Origin of the sequence: Pedobacter nutrimenti (assembly GCF_003208655.1) — a bacterium.
GTDB classification, from domain to species: Bacteria; Bacteroidota; Bacteroidia; order Sphingobacteriales; family Sphingobacteriaceae; genus Pedobacter; species Pedobacter nutrimenti.
In genome coordinates, this window is the sequence record NZ_QKLU01000001.1 from 68,947 (window position 1) to 90,450 (window position 21,504).

15 protein-coding genes are annotated in these 21,504 nt (G+C 41.7%); 8 read left to right on the plus strand and 7 right to left on the minus strand.

Annotated features, from left to right (window positions below; translation table 11 throughout):
* Window positions 1-24 precede the first annotated feature (24 nt).
* From B0O44_RS00180 to B0O44_RS00200, 5 genes are all read left to right on the plus strand, one after another.
* Complete coding sequence (locus tag B0O44_RS00180) at window positions 25-1,980, plus strand: OmpA family protein (protein ID WP_110827491.1); 1,956 nt, start codon at window positions 25-27, stop codon at window positions 1,978-1,980.
* A gap of 165 nt (window positions 1,981-2,145) precedes the next feature.
* Window positions 2,146-2,691: a hypothetical protein gene (locus B0O44_RS00185; protein ID WP_110826687.1), complete on the plus strand. Its 546-nt coding sequence runs from the start codon at window positions 2,146-2,148 to the stop codon at window positions 2,689-2,691.
* A gap of 120 nt (window positions 2,692-2,811) precedes the next feature.
* A complete protein-coding gene (locus tag B0O44_RS00190; protein WP_110826688.1) occupies window positions 2,812-3,627 on the plus strand; it encodes a fimbrial biogenesis chaperone in 816 nt (271 codons plus the stop codon).
* A 1-nt stretch (window position 3,628) separates the two neighbouring features.
* A complete protein-coding gene (locus B0O44_RS00195) occupies window positions 3,629-5,119 on the plus strand; it encodes a hypothetical protein (protein ID WP_110826689.1) in 1,491 nt (496 codons plus the stop codon).
* On the plus strand, window positions 5,119-7,938 hold the full coding sequence (locus B0O44_RS00200) for a hypothetical protein (protein ID WP_110826690.1): 2,820 nt from the start codon (window positions 5,119-5,121) through the stop codon (window positions 7,936-7,938). The genes B0O44_RS00195 and B0O44_RS00200 overlap by 1 nt, the downstream gene beginning before the upstream one ends.
* A gap of 2 nt (window positions 7,939-7,940) precedes the next feature.
* Here the strand turns inward: B0O44_RS00200 and B0O44_RS00205 are convergent, their stop codons facing one another.
* From B0O44_RS00205 to B0O44_RS00230, 6 genes are all read right to left on the minus strand, one after another.
* On the minus strand, window positions 7,941-8,075 hold the full coding sequence (locus tag B0O44_RS00205; RefSeq protein WP_110826691.1) for an alanyl-tRNA synthetase: 135 nt from the start codon (window positions 8,073-8,075) through the stop codon (window positions 7,941-7,943).
* A gap of 1 nt (window position 8,076) precedes the next feature.
* Complete coding sequence (locus tag B0O44_RS00210; RefSeq protein WP_245943498.1) at window positions 8,077-8,454, minus strand: response regulator; 378 nt, start codon at window positions 8,452-8,454, stop codon at window positions 8,077-8,079.
* A gap of 7 nt (window positions 8,455-8,461) precedes the next feature.
* The gene (locus B0O44_RS00215; protein ID WP_110826693.1) at window positions 8,462-9,556 is read right to left on the minus strand and encodes a hybrid sensor histidine kinase/response regulator; all 1,095 of its coding nucleotides are present in this window, start codon (window positions 9,554-9,556) and stop codon (window positions 8,462-8,464) included.
* Between the two features lie 5 nt (window positions 9,557-9,561).
* On the minus strand, window positions 9,562-11,607 hold the full coding sequence (locus B0O44_RS00220) for a sensor histidine kinase (protein WP_110826694.1): 2,046 nt from the start codon (window positions 11,605-11,607) through the stop codon (window positions 9,562-9,564).
* Window positions 11,608-11,687: 80 nt separating this feature from the next.
* Entirely contained in the window at window positions 11,688-12,326 is a 639-nt protein-coding gene (locus B0O44_RS00225) for a hypothetical protein (protein ID WP_146229742.1), read from the minus strand.
* A gap of 49 nt (window positions 12,327-12,375) precedes the next feature.
* The gene (locus B0O44_RS00230; protein ID WP_110827492.1) at window positions 12,376-14,682 is read right to left on the minus strand and encodes an Rv1355c family protein; all 2,307 of its coding nucleotides are present in this window, start codon (window positions 14,680-14,682) and stop codon (window positions 12,376-12,378) included.
* 139 nt (window positions 14,683-14,821) lie between these two features.
* On the opposite strand from B0O44_RS00230, the gene B0O44_RS00235 reads away from it, so the two are divergent.
* The 3 genes from B0O44_RS00235 (at window position 14,822) to B0O44_RS00245 (ending at window position 19,810) form a co-directional block, all read left to right on the plus strand.
* A complete protein-coding gene (locus B0O44_RS00235) occupies window positions 14,822-15,277 on the plus strand; it encodes a response regulator (RefSeq protein WP_110826696.1) in 456 nt (151 codons plus the stop codon).
* A 64-nt stretch (window positions 15,278-15,341) separates the two neighbouring features.
* Complete coding sequence (locus tag B0O44_RS00240; protein WP_170123241.1) at window positions 15,342-18,797, plus strand: PKD domain-containing protein; 3,456 nt, start codon at window positions 15,342-15,344, stop codon at window positions 18,795-18,797.
* Window positions 18,798-18,799: 2 nt separating this feature from the next.
* A complete protein-coding gene (locus tag B0O44_RS00245; protein ID WP_110826698.1) occupies window positions 18,800-19,810 on the plus strand; it encodes a PorP/SprF family type IX secretion system membrane protein in 1,011 nt (336 codons plus the stop codon).
* Between the two features lie 4 nt (window positions 19,811-19,814).
* On the opposite strand, the gene rpoN is transcribed toward B0O44_RS00245, so the two are convergent.
* Complete coding sequence (gene rpoN, locus B0O44_RS00250; protein WP_110826699.1) at window positions 19,815-21,287, minus strand: RNA polymerase factor sigma-54; 1,473 nt, start codon at window positions 21,285-21,287, stop codon at window positions 19,815-19,817.
* Window positions 21,288-21,504 lie beyond the last annotated feature (217 nt).

Sequence of the window (21,504 nt, forward strand, 5' to 3'; positions counted from 1 at the left end):
TTAAACGTTATTTTGCTTAAAGCTATGAAACAATTACGCTCAGGTCTATTTATATTAATGGTTCTTTTGGCTTCGGTTAAAGTACAGGCACAGTATGTTTTAAAAGAAGCCGATGCCCAGTATGAAGTTTATAATTATGCAAAGGCCATAGATCTTTACGAACAGGCTTATAAAAAGAAAGCCAGTCTGCATGCTGCAGAACGATTGGCCGAGAGTTACCGCTTATCTGATAATTATAAGCAGGCTGAAAGCTGGTATGCTATTGCTTCGGCCATGCCTGGAAGTAAAGCAGAAAACTTGTTGTACTATGCAAAAGCATTGCAGGGAAATTCAAAATACAGTGAGGCCCGGGCCCAATACGAAAAATATGCTGCGCTGAACCCGGCCGTTACAGCCGATCAGAAAAAAGTATGGCTGCTCTCTTGTGATTCTGCGCAGTACTGGATGAAAAATCCAGTTACGCTAAGCGTGCAGAATGAAAAAAAGCTGAATTCTACAAGTGCAGACTGGGGAGCGGTCCCCTATAAAAACGGACTGGTGTTTACCTCGGACCGGCCTTCTTCGGGAAAAGGAATTCAGGCTAAATCCAGGCCCTTCCTCAAGTTCGACGGGTCCAAGCTTCCTTCTATAGGAAGTTATGGCTGGACGGGCAATGAGTATCTGCGTTTGTACGAACAAAGTTCAGCTGCAGACAGCGTTCATATTTTTCCGCTCAAAACAGAAACGTTTTATCACATCGCTGCAGCCAGCTTCACTGCAGATGGCCAGCAGATGTATTTCACCCTGACCAGGATACCCAAAAAAATTGAAAAGGTTAAAGGGCAGCCTTCTACATTAAATATCGAAATTTACAGCAGCACCAAAAATGCAGACGGAAGCTGGGGACTGCCCGTTCCGTTCCGTTATAATAAAATCAATGAATGGTCAGTAGGCGATCCTTTTATTACTCCGGATGGTAATACCCTTTATTTTGTTTCCAGTATGCCTGGCGGAAAAGGAGGAACAGATTTGTACAGTTGCAGTAAAAATCCAGATGGGACCTGGTCGGATGCTGTCAACCTGGATGCCTTGAATTCTCCGGGAAATGAACGAAGCCCTTTTGTCTCTTCTGATGGAACATTTTATTTCAGTTCTGATGGCAGGATTGGTATGGGAGGGCTGGATGTGTATAAGTCCGTAAAAAGCGCTGCGGGCTTCGGTACGCCCCTCAATCTGGGTTATCCGCTGAACTCTCCTCAGGATGACTTTTTCTTTCGTCCTGGGGCAGATGGGACAGGCTTTTTTGCTTCCAATCGTCCCGAAGGCATGGGAAGTGATGACATCTATAGTTTTGTAAAACAAGCTGAAGTTTTCTTTAAACTGGAAGGAACAGTTTATGACCGGAAAACGCGGGCACCACTTGCCAATGCGGTGGTGACGCTTAAAAAGCAGGATGGTAATTCCCTGAGAGTAGAAACAGCTGCAGGAGGGCAGTTTAAATTTAACCTGGAAAAGGCCTCTTCTTATATTTTAACTGCTGAAAAAACAGCTTATCGTTCTGATCAGGCAGAATTGAGTACTCAAAATCTGGTCAATACAACTGTACTGCATCAGGATTTGTTTCTGGAGGAAATAAAAATCAATGAACCCATTAAAATTGAAAACATCTATTATGACTTCGATAAATGGGCCATTCGTCCGGATGCAGCAACCGAACTGGATAAACTGGTGGCTTTAATGAAATCTAATGAAACCCTTTGGGTAGAACTGGGTTCTCATACGGACAGCAGGGGAAAAGACCAGTACAATTTGACCTTATCTCAAAAAAGAGCCGATGCTGCGGTCGCTTATATTGTTGCCAGGGGCATTCACCGAAATCGGATTACGGCAAAAGGCTATGGAGAAAGCCGGCCTGTTAATGCTTGTACCAATGGGGTTAAATGTACCGAAGCTGAGTACCAGTTAAACAGAAGGACTGAATTTAAAATTGTTAAGCAATAAACGTGCATTTTAATTTTTGTGTAATTATTTTCTCAATATTCCTCAATTTGAGTAAATAATTACACATTATTATTTGTTATGAAGGCTTTTGGGTGGCAAGTTGAGTATTTTGTCCGGTGGCTTGATTTTTGTCTTTCCTCCGCGCACCCAAACCAAATAATCTATATGAAGTTCTTTTCAAAATTGGGATTAATCATCCTTACCTGTTTTTTATTTAACAATGCTAACGCTCAAAATGATTACGCAACTTTAAATGTAACGTTGCAGGCCATTCAAAGCATCCAGGTGAATCCGACCAATAAGGTGGTGAACCTGGCCATTGCTAATGCCACAGATTACACGACCGGTAAAAGCTCCGGCGCCCTGACCGATCACCTGCAGGTATTGAGTACAGGTTTGTTTACGGTTTCTGTTAAAGCCAGCGGTGCTTTAACAAATGGTACGCCAGCCAATGACATTCCTTTATCTGCCCTAACGCTTACTCCGGCATTGGGAAGTTCAACAACTACATTGACCGGACAGGTTTACAACACACTGGCGGGCACGCTGACCACCACCGATCAGGCTTTCATCAAAGCAACAAATGGTACCAGCAGCGCTAAGTACACCGTAAATTACGCACTGGCGCCAGGTACGGGAGGAAGCAACCTGATCAACCGGCCTGCCGGAACTTATTCGACCACCATCACCTACACGATCGCACCGAATTAAGCCATTTAGTAAACAGATTTAATCCGGCCGCTGCCGGACAGAATGACCAAAAGCTCTTGTTTTTTAGAACAGGAGCTTTTTTGGTCGTTCGCAGTATTCTATTACCTTATTTTTTGAATCATGCGCTTTTTATTCAGGACTTTAGGCCTGATCCTGCCCTTTTTTGTGCCTTTTTTGTGCATTGGACAAGCCGGGATTACAGCAAGTCCATCAAAGCTATATTATCGTTTGCCGGCAGGCAGTACCGGAATACAAAAAGTAACTGTGATTAATCCCTTAACCAAAGACCTCGAAGTAGGGGTTTCCCTGGGCGATTGGGATTATGATTCTTTAGGAACCAACAGGCTCCATGATCCGGGTTTGTTAAAAATTTCCTGTGCCAACTGGGTTAAAGTATTGCCCGGTTCTTATTTTACGCTATTGCCCAACGAACGAAAAGAACTAACGGTTGAACTTTCTGTTCCTCAAAATGCAGACAAGACCATTCCCGTACATACAGCCATGCTTTATTTCACCCAGCTTAACCCTGGTGACACAAAAGCGGTAAACGGGGCTTCTATAAAAGTAAGCGTCCGTATGGGGGTAAAAATTTACCACAGTTTTTCCCAGTCCGATAACCGGAATATTGACATAACAGATTTTATAGACCGGAAAAAAGACCCTGCAAAATCTTCCGCAGGTCTGCTCGAATTGCGAATGGAAAATGTGGGCAACATATGGCTTGAAGGAAAGATAAAATGGGAGTTGCTCCACACCCAAAGCGGAGAAAAGTTTAAAATGGAAGACCTGATTTTTTTGCTTTTGCCTGGTGACAAGCGGGTTTTAAGACAGGACCTTCCTGTTAATTTAAAGAAAGGCCGTTATTCAGCTACCGCCATAGTCAATTATGGAAACAAGGATGAACTGAAAATTGTAGAACTGGATTTTGAATATTAATATGGGAAAAGCTTATCTGGGCCTGATCATTTTGTTTTGTTTAACCATCGGAAAATCCGAAGGCCAGATTACATTGGGGTCTTTTAATTCCGGAGGGCCGACACTTTCATCCTATAATGAAGTGATGGCCGGAACTACGGTTGTAAATTACATGACTTTTCAGATTAGCAATATCCCTTATGGAACAAATCTTCCAGCTGGCTGGACGTTAAAAATCCGCGCAAATGCAAATTTTAGCAATGGCGCCAGTTCCATTCCTTCCCAGTATGTATCCTTAAAATTCAGAAGTGTGGATGTGGGGCCTTCGGGCGTCTCGGGATCGGCTGTACCTTTAACCAGCACCAATGCCAATCTGATCACAACAAGTGTTGCCCTTACGGCCCCTAACGATTATTACGTCGCTCAGAAATTTGACATGATTATTCAGGGCGGAAATCATTTGCTGGTTCCGACGGGGACCTACAGTACAACACTGACCCTTTCTATGTACGACCGCAATGGCAACCTGCTGGCCACAAACGGTAATGTTCCTGTTTCTTTTACCATAAATTACTCCAATAGTTGTTCAGGTGCTGCACTAAACGGTTCTGCTGGTATGCCTTATAATTTCGATACTTACCAGAAATTACAAAGCGGAGGGACAGCCACAGATGCTTTAACCATACAATATAGCCCTTATGCTGCGAATTGCATTGGATGGAGTTTAAAGGTGCGGGCCAATGGAAATTTCATCAATGGCAGCAGCAGCGTTAGCCCACAGTACGTGTCCCTGCGTTTCAACAGGGTAAGTATGGGCAGCCCTTCTGCGGCCGATATTGGAATTTCCAGTAATGCAGTGCCATTGGGAATGTCAGATGTCGTACTGGAAGGGCCATCGATGGCTGCTTTTCAAGCTTACAATTTTACCGAACATAAGTTCGATATGGTCATTCAGGGCGGGAACCATTTGCTGCTGGCAAAAAATACTGGAACTTACAGCTGTCCACTCACCTTTAGTCTGTACAACCAAAGTGGACAGTTGGTTTCTTCTGTAAACGTCAATGCCAGTTTTCAGATTTCGTATGCCAACAGCGTCAATTATTCCATCGCTTTACAAAACCCCGATGTTGCAATGCTGTACAATACACCGGCAAGTTATACTGCTGGTGTTTCTGTAACCAAAACAAAGGGACTTAAAATTGTTGGCTTTAGTCCTTATCAGGTAATTGTTAAAACTACCGGGCCCAACTTGACAGGAAGTGCCGATAATTTACCGGTCTCACTGGTGCGCTTGGAAAACACCCCTCCTTCGGGTAAACCCGGAATCAGTTCTGTGGCCATCAATCTGTCTTCAGCTGATCAGGTGATCATTACCAACAACATGAACGACTACACCTATCAAACCATAGAGTACGATTTACGTTATTCTATTGCGGGAGGCAATACAACCATTAATACGGCAAAAGGAGGAACTTATACCACACAGGTCATTTATGTAATTTTGCCCAAGTGATGTTTTTGATCGCGCGCTCCTCAAAATGTCTGTTCTGTTTCCTGCTGCTTTTTACGGGGCTGCAGGCCGTGGCGCAGCAAGAGGTGTTTTTCAGTGTGTCCCAAAAAGAAGTTAAAACCAGGGGAAGGGAACTGGTCAATTTAACGGTTAAGGTCCATAACCGGACTGGAAAAAATTTCCAGGGCAATCTGAAAGTCAAGGCCAGTAAATCTCTTCAGTTTTTATCCAAAACGACTGTGCCGGTGCTGTTAAGTGAGGGAGACAGTTTGTTTATACCCCTTAAACTTTTTGTTCCCGACAGGTTACCGGCAGGAAGCGATTACGATGTGGTGTTTTATCTGGAAAACGAAAAAGGACAGGTACTAGAGCAGCAATGTAAAATCAGAATCGAAGAATACAAAAGTGTGAGCCTGGTTTCTATGGTTTCTTCTGTTATTTTAAAGGGACTCGGGGATTCAATTGTAGTTCCTTTAAGGCTAAGTAATGAGGGGAATATTTCACAAAAAGTAAACCTGGTTTACCGCTTTCCCTCTGCTTTTGGGGGTGATGGTTTTCATCAGAGCACGACACTTTCCCTGCCCGCTTACAGTGATACAACAATTTACATCCGCAAATACGCTGGCCGGGATTTATTGCGTTATGACCGTTTTTCTGTGCAGGTTATGGGGCTTTATTTAAACGGGGATTTGTTCGGACAATGCGATATTGGCGTGCAAAGCCTTAAAAATAACCGCTATGAGCAGGAATTAACGGAGTCTAATCCTTATCAGGCCAGCTATAGCAATAGCATTACCTTAAGTGCGCAAAACCTGCTCAGTGAATATGCTTCTTATCAACTAATAGGGGGCAGCGCAGTTGACCTTCCTTTTGGCAGATTGGGGTATAATATTGATGCGACTTTATTTCGTAACCAACCCGGCCGGCCATATTTAAGAAATACCTATATCACTTTCGAAACTCCTGTTTGGGGTGTCTCAGCGGGTAATGTTACCCGCAATTTTGACCTCAATTTAAATGGGCGTGGAGCTACCGTATTTGTAGCCGATACAGCAAAAAAAAGCAGGTATGAAATTGGATATGTGGACAATTCATCAGATCTGATCGGCCCTGGCCATTTGATCTACGATTCGGGCCGGTCTGCCTGGGCTGCTCATGAACACCAGGGAAAAGCTTACCTTTTGAAAAATAGGCTTATCTATAATAAAGACCCATTTTCCGGAACAGACAATACCCTGGCAGAGAATGAGCTTTTATGGGAGGCAGGCAAGAATTTTCGGTTTTCCGGACAAATGAATATTGGGCGCAGCTCAATTTCCGGACATCCGGAAAATTGGGAGCCCGGGGTATTAGGTAGTATAGGTGTAGATGGCAGAACAGGTGCTTTTTCTATCAACAGCACAAACCTGATCAGTACGGCCTATTATCCGGGGATTCGCAAAGGATCTGCAATTTTTACTGAACGTTTAAATTATGCTGCCGGAAGTTATAACTTTTGGTTGGCTTTTAATTACCTGAAATATCAGCCGAGGTATTTCACCGGGGGCTTTAGCTCGGCGGGCCGTTACCAGTCCAGAAGGGCAGAGTTTGGAATTTCTAAAACCTTCCGGCAGTTTTCTCTTTCTATTCTTCCAAATCACCAGGAAGAAATGGGAAACTATTTTCTTTCTTTTGATCGAGCAGTAACGGCAAAACTCGATGCATGGAGGGTAAACACACAGCTTAATTATACAGCAGGCAAACAATCTTTGTTTTTTAGTGCAGAAACCGGCCTGGCCAGCAATACACTCGACCAGCAAAAAGAGTTGCAGTTCAAATTAAACGGAAATTATCGTTATGGCCCCTTTAATTTGATGATGACTCTGCAGGAAGGGAGTTTTTTTATTGGAGAGGTTTTAAATAATTATGTTTTAAAAGGAGGAAAATACAGCAATCGGAGTTTTGGCGCCACGGCGCAAAAAATGTTTTTAAAAAACAGGCTCCACCTGGAACTTGGACTTTCCTACAACCGCAATTCAAATACAGGGGCAAGCTGGTCGCTGATGGGACGCACGGAGTACCAGCTGGCTTCGGGAACCCGTTTTTTTGCGGCACTGACCCAAAGCCAGTATAATTTTTATGAGTATAGGTACAATTACAATAACCTACAGCTTGGTCTTAGCCAGTCTTTATCAAAAGCCAGGCTGGGGACAAAATACAATACCCTGGAGGTATTTTTATACAAGGATGTCAATCAAAATGGAAAGTACGATGAACAGGATGTAAAAGCATCCGGACAATTGTTGTATGTGGATGGCGTTGCATTTATGACCGATAGAAATGGCGCAATTAGCTATCGCAATTTAAAGGATGGGCGTTATGCCGTTTCAGTTCCGGCTTCCGGAAAATGGTATTCTCCGGATCAGCAGGTTGTATTAAACCATAAGCATCAGCGGATAGAAATCGCCCTGAAAGAAACCAGCATACTAAAAGGTAAAATTGCCTACATTTTTAATGAATTCAGTTATGAAGTTGGAAAAGAAAAAATGGGCATCACCATACAGGCAACCGATGAGCTGGGCAATGTAATCAAAACCAAAACCAACGACTCTGGTCAGTTCCTTTTTTACCTGCCTTTAGGCAGTTATACTTTGTCGGTGGCTATGGGCGCTTTGCCCGAACAGGTAGAATGTGTCAATAATAACCAGGTTTTGAAATTAACCGAAATGGAAAAAGACGGTTTGGTATTTGAACTGGGTGTAAAGTCCAGAAGGATCGAAACCAAAAAGTTTATTTCTCCTTCACTTGGAAAAGCACCCGCAAGAAAAGAAATCAATAAGTAAGCTTATTTAAAAACCCAGTAACCCAATGCGAGCCAAATCAGGCCTTTGACCAGAAAAAAAAGAAAGCCCCATATCCCGATTTTTTTTACCCATTTGAAAATGCGTTCTTTTTTATTGATCTGGGGTTGCTGTTCCATATTACAAGGCGTCTATAATTTTTCGGAGCTCTGCTGGTTGAAGTGGTTTTTTTAGCATTTTTAAAACGCTGGGGTTGGCCTCTGCCCTTTGAATGTCCCCAAAATCGAGGGTAGAAGACAGAATGACTACAACACTATGACCTGTAATATTTTTTGGAAGGTTCTGGTAAACTTCCAGAAAATCAAACCCATCCATTTCCGGCATTTGTATGTCCAGCAAAATCAGTTCGGGCAGTTCCGATACTTCGTCCCGGTGTTTACGTAGGTGGGACAATCCTGCCTCTGCAGACTTACATAAAATGATGTGTTCGGCCAAATCATTAATGGATATGATTTTAGCATTGATTTTTAAATCAACGGGGCTATCATCAACCAGCATTATCCGATTAAGCTTCTTTGTTGAACTGGGCATTGGGAATGGTGATTTTAAATGTGGTGCCATCGGTAGGGTTAGAACTAACGGTTATTTTACCATTAATTTTTGTAAGGGCTTCTTTGACAATAAACAAGCCCAGGCCACTTCCGTGTTGGTTTTTACTTTTAAAGAATTGGGTGAATATTTTTTCCAGATGTTCATTGAGAATACCTATTCCATTGTCATTTATAGCTATTTCTGCATGATAACTGTTGATCGAGATATTGATGTTTACCTTTTTATCAGGTTCATCTGCTTTCTGGTACTTAATGGCATTTGAAATTAAATTGCCCAGAATAACCTCAATTCTGAAAGAATCTCCTATAAATACTTCCTGCTGGTCTATATTGACCAGAAATTTAGTGTTTTTGTCTGTGTAAGCATAAAGTTCTATAAGTTCAGAGACCAGTTTTTTAAAGTCAACCTGGCTTTGATCAGAGGCTGTTTTATTGTTTTTATAGTATTGCAGGGTTTTCTGAATATAGTAGTCTAACTTGTTGGAACAGGTTTCAATAAGTCCCCAGTATTCACCCGAAGAATGGAAAAGATCTTCCATTTTGACCAGGTTTACAATACCCAGAACAGACACCAGAGGTGCTCTTAATTCATGGGAAATGCTGTAAATAAAGCGGTTGAGCTCATCGTTTGTCTTTTCGAGTTCTGTAATTTTATTCCTGAGGTCTATTTTTGCTTTGTAAGCATCATAGGCATTTTTTATAGAGTTGTGCAGTTCCAGATCATTCCAGGGTTTGGTGATATACCTGTAAATGTCACCATGATTAATGGCATCGGCAAGTGCCTCAATATCAGTGTAACCAGTTAAAAGGATCCTGACGGGGTCCGGATAGGTATGGATAATGCTTTTAAAAAACTCTACACCTGTTGTCCCGGGCATTTTCTGATCGGCAATGATCACATGTACCGGAACATTTTCCAGTATTTTTAAACCTTCACTTGCAGAGTTGGCCGTATAAATTTCATATTGCCGTCTGAAGCTTGCTTTAAAGGCTTGTAAATTATGATCTTCATCATCGATGTATAGAACCCGTACATTGGAAGCGTTCATATGTATTATTGTGTGTTTGCAGGTAAAGTTACAATAAACTCTGTACCATGGTTTACTTTTGAAATCACTTCAATATGCCCTTTGTGTTTTTCTACGATGCTAAAAACAATGGAAAGGCCAAGGCCGGTACCTTCTCCAATTTCTTTTGTGGTAAAGAAAGGTTCGAAAATTTTGTGCTTGGTCTCTTCAGTCATGCCAATACCAGTGTCTTTAATACTTATTTTTACTTCCTGGTCCTCATACCAGGTTTTAACGGTCAGGTACTCTTCTTCCTCATGTAGCGGTTTCGATTTTATGGCCTGTATTCCATTCGAAATCAAATTCATAAATACCTGGTTGATTTTTCCAGGCAAACAGTCTACTTTCGGTAAGTTACCATAATCCCGGACAACTTTCAGGTAATCCGGTAAATTGTTCCGTATCAGGATCAGCGTCGATTCCAGTCCTTCATTGAGGTCAACAGGCTTCATATCTGTTTCGTCAACACGGCTGAAATTCCGGAGGCTCCTGATAATCTCTGCGGTTCTTTTTGCGCCTTCCTGAATTCCGGAAAGCAGGGATACGATCTCATTATTAACAAATGCAAGGTCAATTTGTTTTTTGAATGATTCTATATCCTTTAGCTGTTGTACCACGTCTGAATTTAAATCAATTTTTTCGTATTTGGTAATGACTTCTTTGAGGTCATTGATATCCAGCTCCAAAGGTTTTATATTGGAGGTTACAAAATTAATGGGGTTGTTAATTTCATGGGCAATTCCAGCAGTCAGCTGACCTAGTGAAGCCATTTTTTCGGCATCGACCAGTTGTGACTGCGCATTTTTTAAATCAATAATGGCTTGATTTAAATTGCTGTTGGTGGCCTGAAGTTCTTCTGTCCGTTCCTGTACTTTTATTTCGAGTTCTACATTTTGTTCGCGGATCAGGCGCTCATTTTCTTTGGAAATTTCCAGTGCCTGCAGCTGTGACAATTCATTTTCTTTTTTAAAGTAATTAATCTTGTCAGCAAGGGCAAAGGATAGGAGCGTCACCTCTATTATTGAAGCAATTTGCAAAACATAAATACTCCACTTGTTATAAGGGACAATTCCATAATCTTTTGCAATGAAAATCATAATCCCTATAATGAGGGTTGTCCAGGCCAGCAGATAATAACCGGCTGGTTTAAAGCCCTTTTTGAAATACACGTAATAGGCAATGACCAATGCAACGATACAGCTTAAAAAGGTAAGCAATTGCATAAAAGCAAAAGCAATAGACAAATAAGAGGTAAAAGAAACCGCAAGGGTAATGCAGGTTAAAAAAAAGATGGTCAGTAAAAGTTTATAAAATTTTCTGGCAATCTTTTCAATATTTAAAAATGTAATGGTAAAAAAGAGCCCAAACAAAAGGGCAATCAGCGACAGTATGGTTACGCTATGCTGGTGGAGCCATTGGTTTTCCGGCCAAAAATATTTGGAAGCAAAACCCTGTACAGAAATTTGGGTCAGCCAGGTAAAGAAAATGTAAAAAACATAAAAAATATAACTCCGGTCCTGCACACTAAAATAGAGGAACAGGTTGTAAAGCATCATGATCAGTAATGCACCCGAATACAAACCAAAAATTAAATCCCTGTTCACCAGCAGAGATACCGAACTGCTGGTTTTTTGGACCTCTACAGGGCCGACAAACAGTTCTTTGGATACCGCATGGATATAAATGTCCGGCCGCAGGGTCGAGATGTTGTTGGGTATTTTAAAATAATTGATGTTACCAATGCTCTTTTTGTTAGGGATCAGGTTGTAAAAAGGATTGTGCTGTGAAAAAATAACCTGACCATTTTTTACATAAAAAACCTCCACGTAGAACAACCTGGACTGGTCTATGAACACGGAAAAATCGCGGGTATCCTTTACTTTTTCAGCTATGGAGGTTTTGATCCAGTAATTTTTGTAACCTAAACCCAGGTTTAATAAATTTGAACTGCTTTTGGTGAATTTAGCCGAAGCTAAAATTTGCGCTATAGTGGTCTGCTCTCCGGTATCCTGATACAGGTACACGTCTGACATTTCATCACTTTGTTGACTCCTGGCAGGGCCGACAAAGGCTAAAACAAAAAGGAAAATCGTTAGATATTTATACAAAACATTTAAATGTTAAAACTTGTAAACAGTTCGATGCTGGTTCCTTTATTGGTCATTATGTTTGTATGATACGTTTTATCGTGTCTGAGTTTAAAAACCTCATCTCTTTCCTCCTCTACAGCAAGAGGCAAATTTTGCACATCTTCAATCATTAAAGAAGTAGCCGTCAATTGCTCTTTAGGATAATAGAATTTACCATTGATGCCAATTTCGGTCAGCACCCTGAAGCCGACCCGTAAAGAATTTCTGTAAGTTGCCGGTGCGCAGAGACCAAAAAGGGTTTTGAGTTTTAGGCGATAGGCCAGTGCTATAAAAATCCTGCCCAGATAAATGCTGCCCACACCCAGGCCTGCAATGTCCCAGGAATTCCATAATCCGCAAAATTCACCGGTTCCTTCATCAGTGCGCTGTTCAACAAGGTCATAAATCTTGTGGTCCATTTGTCCAACCGCTTCTTCAATAGGCAAAGGTGTGGTTCGGTTGGCAATGTGAATCCTTCCGCCACCCAAAGCCGGTCCATTTTCCTCTGCACTGACCACCACTACGTACACATCGGGGTTGAGTACCCAGTCAATTTTGGCAGAGGTAACCTGGGTGATTCCGAAAATTTCAAGAACATGGGTGTGCCCTTCTATAAATTTCATGCAGGCTACCCGATCATCTATTGCCCTAAAAGCTCTGAAATAAAGTTTGTTAATATTCAGTTTTTGCTGTTCCAATGGATAAAGTTTTGATAAATGGTTTTCTAATAGTTCTAACTGGAGACGGCTGGGCTTTAAACAATCTGAATAGGAATATTTCTGCAATATTATCAGTTATTCCAAATATTTCTTTGAAATCCTGATGAATTTTTGAAATTTTTATTTTCTCTTGTGGTGAAAGCTGATTTTCTTTTTCAAAATCTGATTTGTAGAAAAAGATCAGCGGAACATTTACGGGATGTACCTGATATCCGGAAGCGGTGGCTTTTAACCATAATTTTTCTGAGGCAATTCCACCTTTCAGGAAATTCAAAGAAGATATTTCCGGCAGGGTAAGCAAGCCAATGGCCGAAGACTGCTGAAACTGACTAAGTGGAAGTCTTTTAAAGATGGACCCTCCTTCAATTTGTTTTAGAAGTTGGATGGCCTTGAAATCTTTCATGAGCCGCAGGCCAATCTGGTTGTTGTTGCTCAGGTCAAGGGAGTGGATACCTATACCATCTCCGGTACTTTCAGTCTCCTCGACGGTCCATCTCATTTCCTTGGTAATGAAATCCTGATGGGCTTGGGGGATAAACATCCTGAAAAGATCGGCTTCCCCGGCAATAAGGCCCAGCTGTTTCATTTTTTCCGGATCGGTAATCCAGTGTATGGCGGCGCCGGGAATTTCTTCTATCGCCTTGCCCAGTTGGTCCAGGTCATGGGTTTGTGGCACATCGGGAGTGCCTGCTTTTCTGTTGGTATGCCGGTTTTCTATTTGGGCAGCCAGTAGCTTTTCTTCCTGCGAAGCACGGTATGGGCCGGCAAATCTGAACAGTGCCACATGGTCCGGAAGGAATTCCGGTGTAAATTTCCATTGAACATCCAGTTCAAGCACTGCGGCCTGCAACAGTAAATTTTCAATGGCGGCGCCAAGAGAAAGATAGGAAGAGATGTAATCAGGATCCAGATAGGCGCCCGATACTTCTTTATTTAAAAATAAATGCAGGGTTTTATTTTCATAATGCCATTTCCAGGGTTGGTTGTTTCCGCCCGAAGGTGCCTGGTTGGCGACGTTGATCAAATTTTCAAGAAGGTTCAAAGGAATGTCTGTTCCACTGCCATCCTGGTTCAAGGCATTCGCCTTTAAATAAGCTGCTATATCGATTTTGTCCGTTTCCACAACAACAGATTCCTGTACCTGTTTGGGAGTATCACAGATCAGTTCGTCCATATCCAAAAAGAAACGGCCTGATACATGGAGCTGGTCCAGTAAAATTCTGCGGGAAAGATCGGAAGTGACACCGCCTCCATAATTTACAGCACTGGCCAGTTGCGGCCAGGTGGAAATAGAGGTCATAATCTCTACAGCCGAAGCTTTCATTCTTGGAGAAAGGGTTTCGATTCCGGTTACCGGGGCAATATAAGGAAGCCGTTCATCAAGGGTTTTCAGGTTCTTGAATTCAGTCATGTTTACCCCTTTAACAAAACCATGCAGCAATGGTCTTTCCGGTTCCAGGTCAAATCGTTCAATATCTATGGTGCAACGGTCACTGCCTTCCATTAAAACGGGTATACCCAGTTGTTTTGCTTTTTCTCTTGCACTGATTTTGACATCAAAACTGTCACATTCATCAATCAAAAGATCCAGCGTTCCGCCTTCGGTTAAAAACTGGTCTAAATTTTCTTCGGTGATGCCTTCATGAAAGCAGACGATGTTTAAAAAAGGGTCTATTTCTGCAATTTCGCGGGCAACAACTACTGTTTTTTTTATTTTTAAATTATGTACGCCACTCCGGATGCGGTTCAGATTGGACAGGTCCAGTTCGTCAAAATCGGCAATTCTTAACTCTCCAAAGCCCCTTTCCATGGCCAGGCTCATGGAAACAGATTGTCCTACAGAAAGTCCCATAACACCAATTTTTTTCCGGGAAAGCAGTTCCTGTTCTTCTGCTGTAATTTTGTGTTTGTTCCGGTTGGTCCTCACTACAGCATATTCTTTTTCGTCCAGAATGTGGACCAGTTTTTCCAGCCATGGATAATAAACCCATACGCCATATTCGTCCGGATTTTGTTCGTTGAACTGAGCCTTTGTGATTTGATCAAGCTGCTCCGGGCTATAAATTACCGAGGGGTTTGAGCACTTTATAAATTCTTTGACTTGCGATTCGATATAGTCAAAAACCTGTATATGCGTTTTTTTTTCAAGCAGATCACTTAACTCTTTTTGATGATCTGGCTTTTTAAGGTCAAAAATGACCGGTTTATAAACATTGTTTAACTTATTTGTATGATCTGCAGACTTTTTTAAAATCTGCATTGAATGTGCTGTAGGCTGCATTTTTTTGAAATAAACTCCCGGGTGAAATAAAAAAAATCAATGAAAAATTGAATCAACTAAAAATAGGTTTTTAAGAGTAATAATAAAAAAGTATTTTTAACTTTTATTTCTAGAAAACATGACTGCTCATATCTTATACGTTGATGACGAACCGCACAATCTAAGTGCATTTACTGCTACATACAGAAGGTTATACAAGATCTTTACTGCCGAGTCGGCTGAGGAGGGAAGGAAGATCCTGGAAACTGAAGAAATTCACATCATCATCACCGATCAGAGAATGCCTAAAACGACAGGAGTGGAATTTCTGGCTTCAATTATAGAAAAGCATCCGGAGCCGATCCGAATGATCCTTACCGGATACACCGATATTGATGCGGTCATTGATGCAATCAATAAAGGAGAAGTTTACCGTTACATCCAGAAGCCCTGGATGGAGGAAGACTTGCGCATAAATATTGAAAAAGCCTACGAAATTTATACGCTTAGAAAAGAAAATAAAGAGCTTACTGAAAAATTATTAATTGCCAACGAACAATTAGAGTTTTTATTACGTCAAAATCTTTTATCTTAGATTTCCACAGGGATAATCTAAATGAATGAATAAGCGGAGTATAATTATATGGGTGCTGTTGTGCATGTCATGTATTTATAATTTAAAAGCCCAGAACATCTCCAATGAAGGGACAGATTTTTGGGCTGTTTTTCCAACACATGTGCCTAATGTGGATAATAACATCCCACTGTATGCGAATATTTCAATTTTTGTGACCTCTAAATCTTTATCTGAAGTTACGGTTAGTTGTGGAAACTATTCGCAAAAGCAAACCATACAGCCCAACCAGGCGGTACAGTTTGACGTCACCCGGGACCAGGCCTATATCAACGATTTCGAAGCCAATACGACTTTAAGCGGCCGGGGCATACACATTAAAGTAACCGATGGGATGGCCAGTGTTTCGGCTTATGCACATATTTACGCAGGTCAGCGATCGGCAGCCTCCCTGATTTTACCTTTTGAAACACTCGGGCAAAAATATTATTCCATGAACTATACCCAGCCCAGGGGCGGGAATAATTTTTTGGTCCTGGCTGCTGCTGAAGCCAATACCGACCTTTTGATCCATGAAACCAATGGAAACATCAAAAAAGTTTCTTTACAGAAGGCCGGGGATGTTTATGAATATATGTCGGGCAGCCTGGATTTAACGGGTACTTTCGTGGAAACAGATCCGGCAACTTCCTCCTGTAAAAAGTTTGCCGCCTTTTCCGGAAGTTCTGTCACTGAAATTGGAAACTGTGCAGGACAGAAAAGTTATGACCCTTTGTACCAGGAACTCTATCCGGTAAACAGCTGGGGTAAAAATTATGGAGTGGTCCCTTTTAAGGACCGGAAGTACATTCTGCGGATTATGGCCCAGGAAGACAATACTTCGGTGACCTGTAACGGGCAAAATTACATCATCAATAAAGGCGCATTTGTGGAAATAGGCAACCTGATCAGTTCTTCCCTGATCACGGCAGATAAGCTGATCAGTGTGGCACAGTATGCATTAACCCAATCCTGTTCCAGTGCAACAGGGAACTCAATTATCGGGGATCCTGACATGGTGATTTTAAACCCGATTGAGTTTAATATAAAAAACATTACCGTTTTTTCCTCCACCAAACAAAACATTACAGAGCGATATATCAATGTGCTTATTAAAACAAGTAAAAGCAGCACTTTTAAAATTAATGGAAACAAACCAATTATAAGCTGGCAACCCCTGAGTCAGGACCCAAGTTATTCTTATGCACAGATTATGGTGGGTGCGGCCAGTTTGACCTTAACGGCCGATGACGGTTTTAATGCCATCGCTTATGGTTTTGGAAGTGTGGAGTCTTATGCTTATTCTGCCGGAACGAATTTGTCTTCCAATAATTATTTAACCGTGGTGAGCAATTCCAATCATGAAGAGTATCCAAACGGATGTGTGGGAGACCCTATCGATTTTAAAGTCAATTTACCTTACCAGGCAGACAAGTTGACCTGGACCCTTGACGGAGAAGTGAATGTAGAGAATGCACCGGTGCCGGAAGTTAAAAATGTAAATGGGGTAACCATATATGTATACCGGTTAATTGCCAATAAACAATACCTGGCACCCGGAACGCACCAGATGGAATTGAAGGCAAGGGTTACGGCCAGCAACAGCAATTGTCTTACCGGTGACATCATAACCAATTATACCTTCAATATTTACGATTTGCCTACAGCCGACTTTGATATGGCACTAACGGCCTGTGCAAAAACGGATGTCAGTTTTACCGATAAAAGCATTTCCAATACCACCGATTTTTCAGTTTCAGAATGGCAATGGGACTTTGGCGACAATACGCCCATATCCAGGGAACAGAACCCGAAACATAGTTTTGCAGCCGGGAAAAAGTATACCGTAAAACTAACTGCAAAGTCAGGGGCTGGCTGTTATTCAAATGTGGTAGAAAAGGAGATTGAAATTTATCCGCTACCGGTTTCGGGTTTTACTACCGGTTTAAATACCTGTATCAATACCGATGTGGTTTTCAAAGATAAATCTACTATAGATGCGGGCCAGCAGATTGTAAAATGGAGCTGGGATTTTGGAGACGGCCATAAAATAGACAAAACAGATGCCAGTGACGTTAAAAATGCTTATGCAACGACCGGCAAGTACACCGTAACGCTGCTTACCACTTCAAAAAATGGCTGTGTCAGTGAGGCTTTTACCCAGCAGGTCACTGTGGCCGAATTGCCGGTGGCTGACTTTAGCCTTCCTGATTTTTGTTTGAACGACGGGGCTGCAGCCTTTACAAATAAGTCTTTAAACACTGATGGGACAGAAAATAACCTGAGTTATGAATGGAATTTTGGAGACACAGATCCGGCAGCAGTCAACAACATTTCCACCTCAAAGAATGGCAGCCATGCCTACAAGAGTACCGGTGTTTATAACGTGACTTTAAAAATAAAAAATACCAATGGCTGTGAGGTTCAGGTGTCCAAACCCTTTACAGTGAATGGGGCAGTCAAAGAAGCTGGGTTCAATATTCAGAATTCAGGGGACCTTTGCAGCAATACCGGTGTGGTCATTAACAATACATCGAGTGCTTATTTTGGTAACATTACCAAAATTCAGGTTTATCCCGATTTTGACAATGATCCGGGAAGGTTTATTTCCATTCCTTATCCAAAGGCCGAAGATATCCATTTAGATTACCCTGATTTTAGCGGGGCGGTGGCCAAAACCTATCGGATCAGATTGCTTGCCTTTTCAGGTGAAACCTGTTACCAGGAGATCTCTAAATCCATTAGCATGAACCCTTCACCAGAATTGGTGTTTGAGGATGTTCCGGCCGTTTGTGAAAACGGGGGAACGGTGTCCATTACCCAGGCTTCAGAAAAAAGAGGGGTGCAGGGAACCGGAAAATATAGCGGTACTTACATCAGTGAAGATGGTGTTTTTGACCCTAAAAGTGCCGGTGCCGGTGATTTTACACTGACTTATACTTTTACTTCGGACAAGGGATGTAAAGAAAGCATCAGTAAAACCATTACCGTGTTCAGGGCCTCCGATTTAAACATAGAACCTTTACAATATATCCTTGCCGGAGGAAGCATCCGCTTAATGCCAGCCATTAGTAAGGAACTGCAGGTCAGTTACAAATGGACACCATCTGTGGGATTGGACCATGACGATGTTCTGAATCCGCTTGCCTCGCCCCAGACAGATACAAAATATACCTTAACTGTAACCACCTACCAGGGGTGTCAGACCAGTACAGAAGTGCTGATCAAAGTACTTCAGGAATTCAAGGCACCAAATGCATTTAGTCCCAATGCAGATGGTGTTAATGATGTATGGGAAATCAAACACCTGGAAACTTACCCGGGTGCAACAGTAGAAATTTTTAACCGCTATGGAGAGCGGGTGTTTTTCAGCAGGGGATATGGGGTTCCTTTTGATGGAAATTATAAGAACCAGCCATTACCAGTTGGAACTTATTATTATATCATTGACCCAAAAAACGGTAGAAAAACAATAACAGGATCATTAACGCTAATCAGATAGAATTGAGAGTACTTTTTTACATTTTCTTATTTTTCATATTCAGTACCACTTGTTTTGCCCAGCAAAGGCCACAGTACACTCAATATATATTTAACAATTACCTGCTGAACCCGGCGTTGAGCGGAATTGAAAATTATACCGATATTAAGCTTGGTTACAGAAGACAATGGACAGGGATTGAAAATGCACCGGTCACCTCTTTTCTTTCGGCAAACTGGAAATTGGGGGATGATTATTTATGGCGCAACAGCCTTTCATTGCCCGATCGTGGTGACGATCCGATGAGCAGAAATTATATGCAGAATTATACCTCATCTCCTTCGCACCATGGGGTAGGGGTTACAGCAGTCCTGGATAAAACCGGTCCTATATCAAGACTGGACGTGAACCTGACTTATGCCTACCACCTGCAGTTGAACGATCAGTTGAATTTATCGGTGGGTGTGGCGGCCGGTGTATCCAGAATAGGCCTGGATGCGAATGCACTTCAGTTTGAATATCAGGACGATCCGGCATTACGTAATGCCATTGTGAGCCAGGTGAAACCGGATCTTGGTCTGGGTGTATGGCTTTACGGGGCCCGTTTTTTTGCCGGAGCTTCTGTACAGCAGGTCATTCCTCAAAAACTGAGGTTTTCAGGTGACCCGGTATACAATACCGGGAAAGATGTACCTCATTTTTTTGTTACCGCAGGTTATAAGATCTTTATAGATGAAGAAATTGCCATGACACCTTCAGTGATGGTAAAACAGGTGAGCCCGGTTCCCTTATCTGTAGATGCAAACCTGAAATTTGCATTTAAAGACCGGTTCTGGCTAGGCGGTAGCTACAGAAAAAATGACTCCTTTTCTGCAATGGCAGGCATTAACATCAACAAACTCTTTAACCTGACCTATTCTTACGATTTTGTAACTTCTGGTTTAAACAAGGTCAGTAACGGAAGCCATGAAATTGTTTTGGGTATCCAGCTGAACAACGTATACGAAGTGCTGAGTACCCAAAGAATGTGGTAATAGATTAAAGCTCCTTTCTTAAACGGGCAACAGGAATATTCATTTGCTCCCTGTATTTGGCCACCGTTCTGCGGGCGATATTGTAACCTTGTTCTTTTAAAATTTCGGTCAGTTTCTCATCTGCAAGCGGTTTTCTTTTATCCTCGGTACTGATGCAGTCTTCCAGGATCTTTTTAACCTCTTTATTGGACACTTCCTCTCCGCTTTCGGTTTGAATGGCTTCCGAGAAAAAGGATTTCAACAGAAAAGTACCAAATTCAGTTTGTACGTATTTGGAGTTGGCCACCCTGGATACCGTAGAAATGTCCATGTCTATTTTATCTGCAATGTCTTTAAGGATCATCGGACGCATTTTACGCTCATCGCCGGTCAGTAAATATTCATACTGGTATTGCATAATGGCGTTCATGGTTTTTAACAGGGTTTGCTGTCTTTGTTTTATGGCATCTATAAACCACTTTGCCGAATCCAGTTTTTGTTTGACAAATTGTACCGCTTCCTTTAATTTTTTGTCTTTCTGGGAAGCTTTGTCGTAATGGTCAAACATATCCAGATAGGAGCGGCTTACCCTGAGCTCCGGTGCATTTTTTGAATTGAGTGTCAGGATCAGTACTCCGTCATTATTGGAAATATGAAAATCAGGAATAATCTGAAGCTGTTTGGTGGTCACCTGATTGGAGTCACCTGGCTTAGGGTTTAACCTTAAAATTTCATTGATGATTTCTTTAAGCTCTTCACTTTGCAGGTTTAAGGATTTTTCCAGCTTGTCATAGTGTTTGCGCGTAAATTCATCTAAATGATGCTCCACAACCTGAATGGCTTTCTGGATAATCGGATTGGAAAGGTCCTTGCGTTTGAGTTGCAAAGTCAGGCATTCCTGTAAATCCCTTGCTGCAATTCCCGGAGGGTCAAAACTTTGGATCACTTTGAGCATTTCCAGTACGTCCTCTTCTTCCACCATTACATTTTGTGAAAAGGCAAGGTCGTCGATCATAGAGGTAATGGGCCTTCTTAAATAACCATCATCATCCAGGCTACCTATAATTTGCTTTCCTATAATAAAATCCTGATCAGAAAGGGGCACCAGGTCAAGTTGTTCCTGAAGGCTTTCAAAAAAGGTACTTTCAATGGCAATGGGCGTTTCTTTTTTATCCTCATCGTCATCACCGTTATTGTAAGAAGTACTGTAATCGTTTACACTGTCATCCTGTAAATAATCATCTACATTAAATTCATCTGTATTTTCCTCTTTGGAAGAAGGATCAAAATCATCAGGCCCGTCATTAAGGTCGTCGTATTCTCCTTTGGGTTCTTCTGCAATCATCAGACTTGGATCTTCCAAAGCCGGATTTTCTTCTAATTCTTCTTTTATTCGGGTATCCAAAGAGACAGTAGGGACCTGCAGCAGTTTAATGAACTGTATTTGCTGCGGTGATAGTTTCTGAAGTAATTTTTGTTGTAGATGTTGTTTTAGCATGTTCTAGGAATGTCATTTTACCCGTTCAAAAATAAGCATTTGGTTTAGATAAAAATAATAACACAAATTATATTATGCGAATTCATTGAAAGACTGGCACAAAATTGGCTTGGGACTTCGCAAATGTAAATATTATACGAAATCAGCAGCAGGCAGAAGGATGATTTTTACCCTTGTAAATGTGTAATCGTTCTCAATGAATGCTTTGATTATTGAA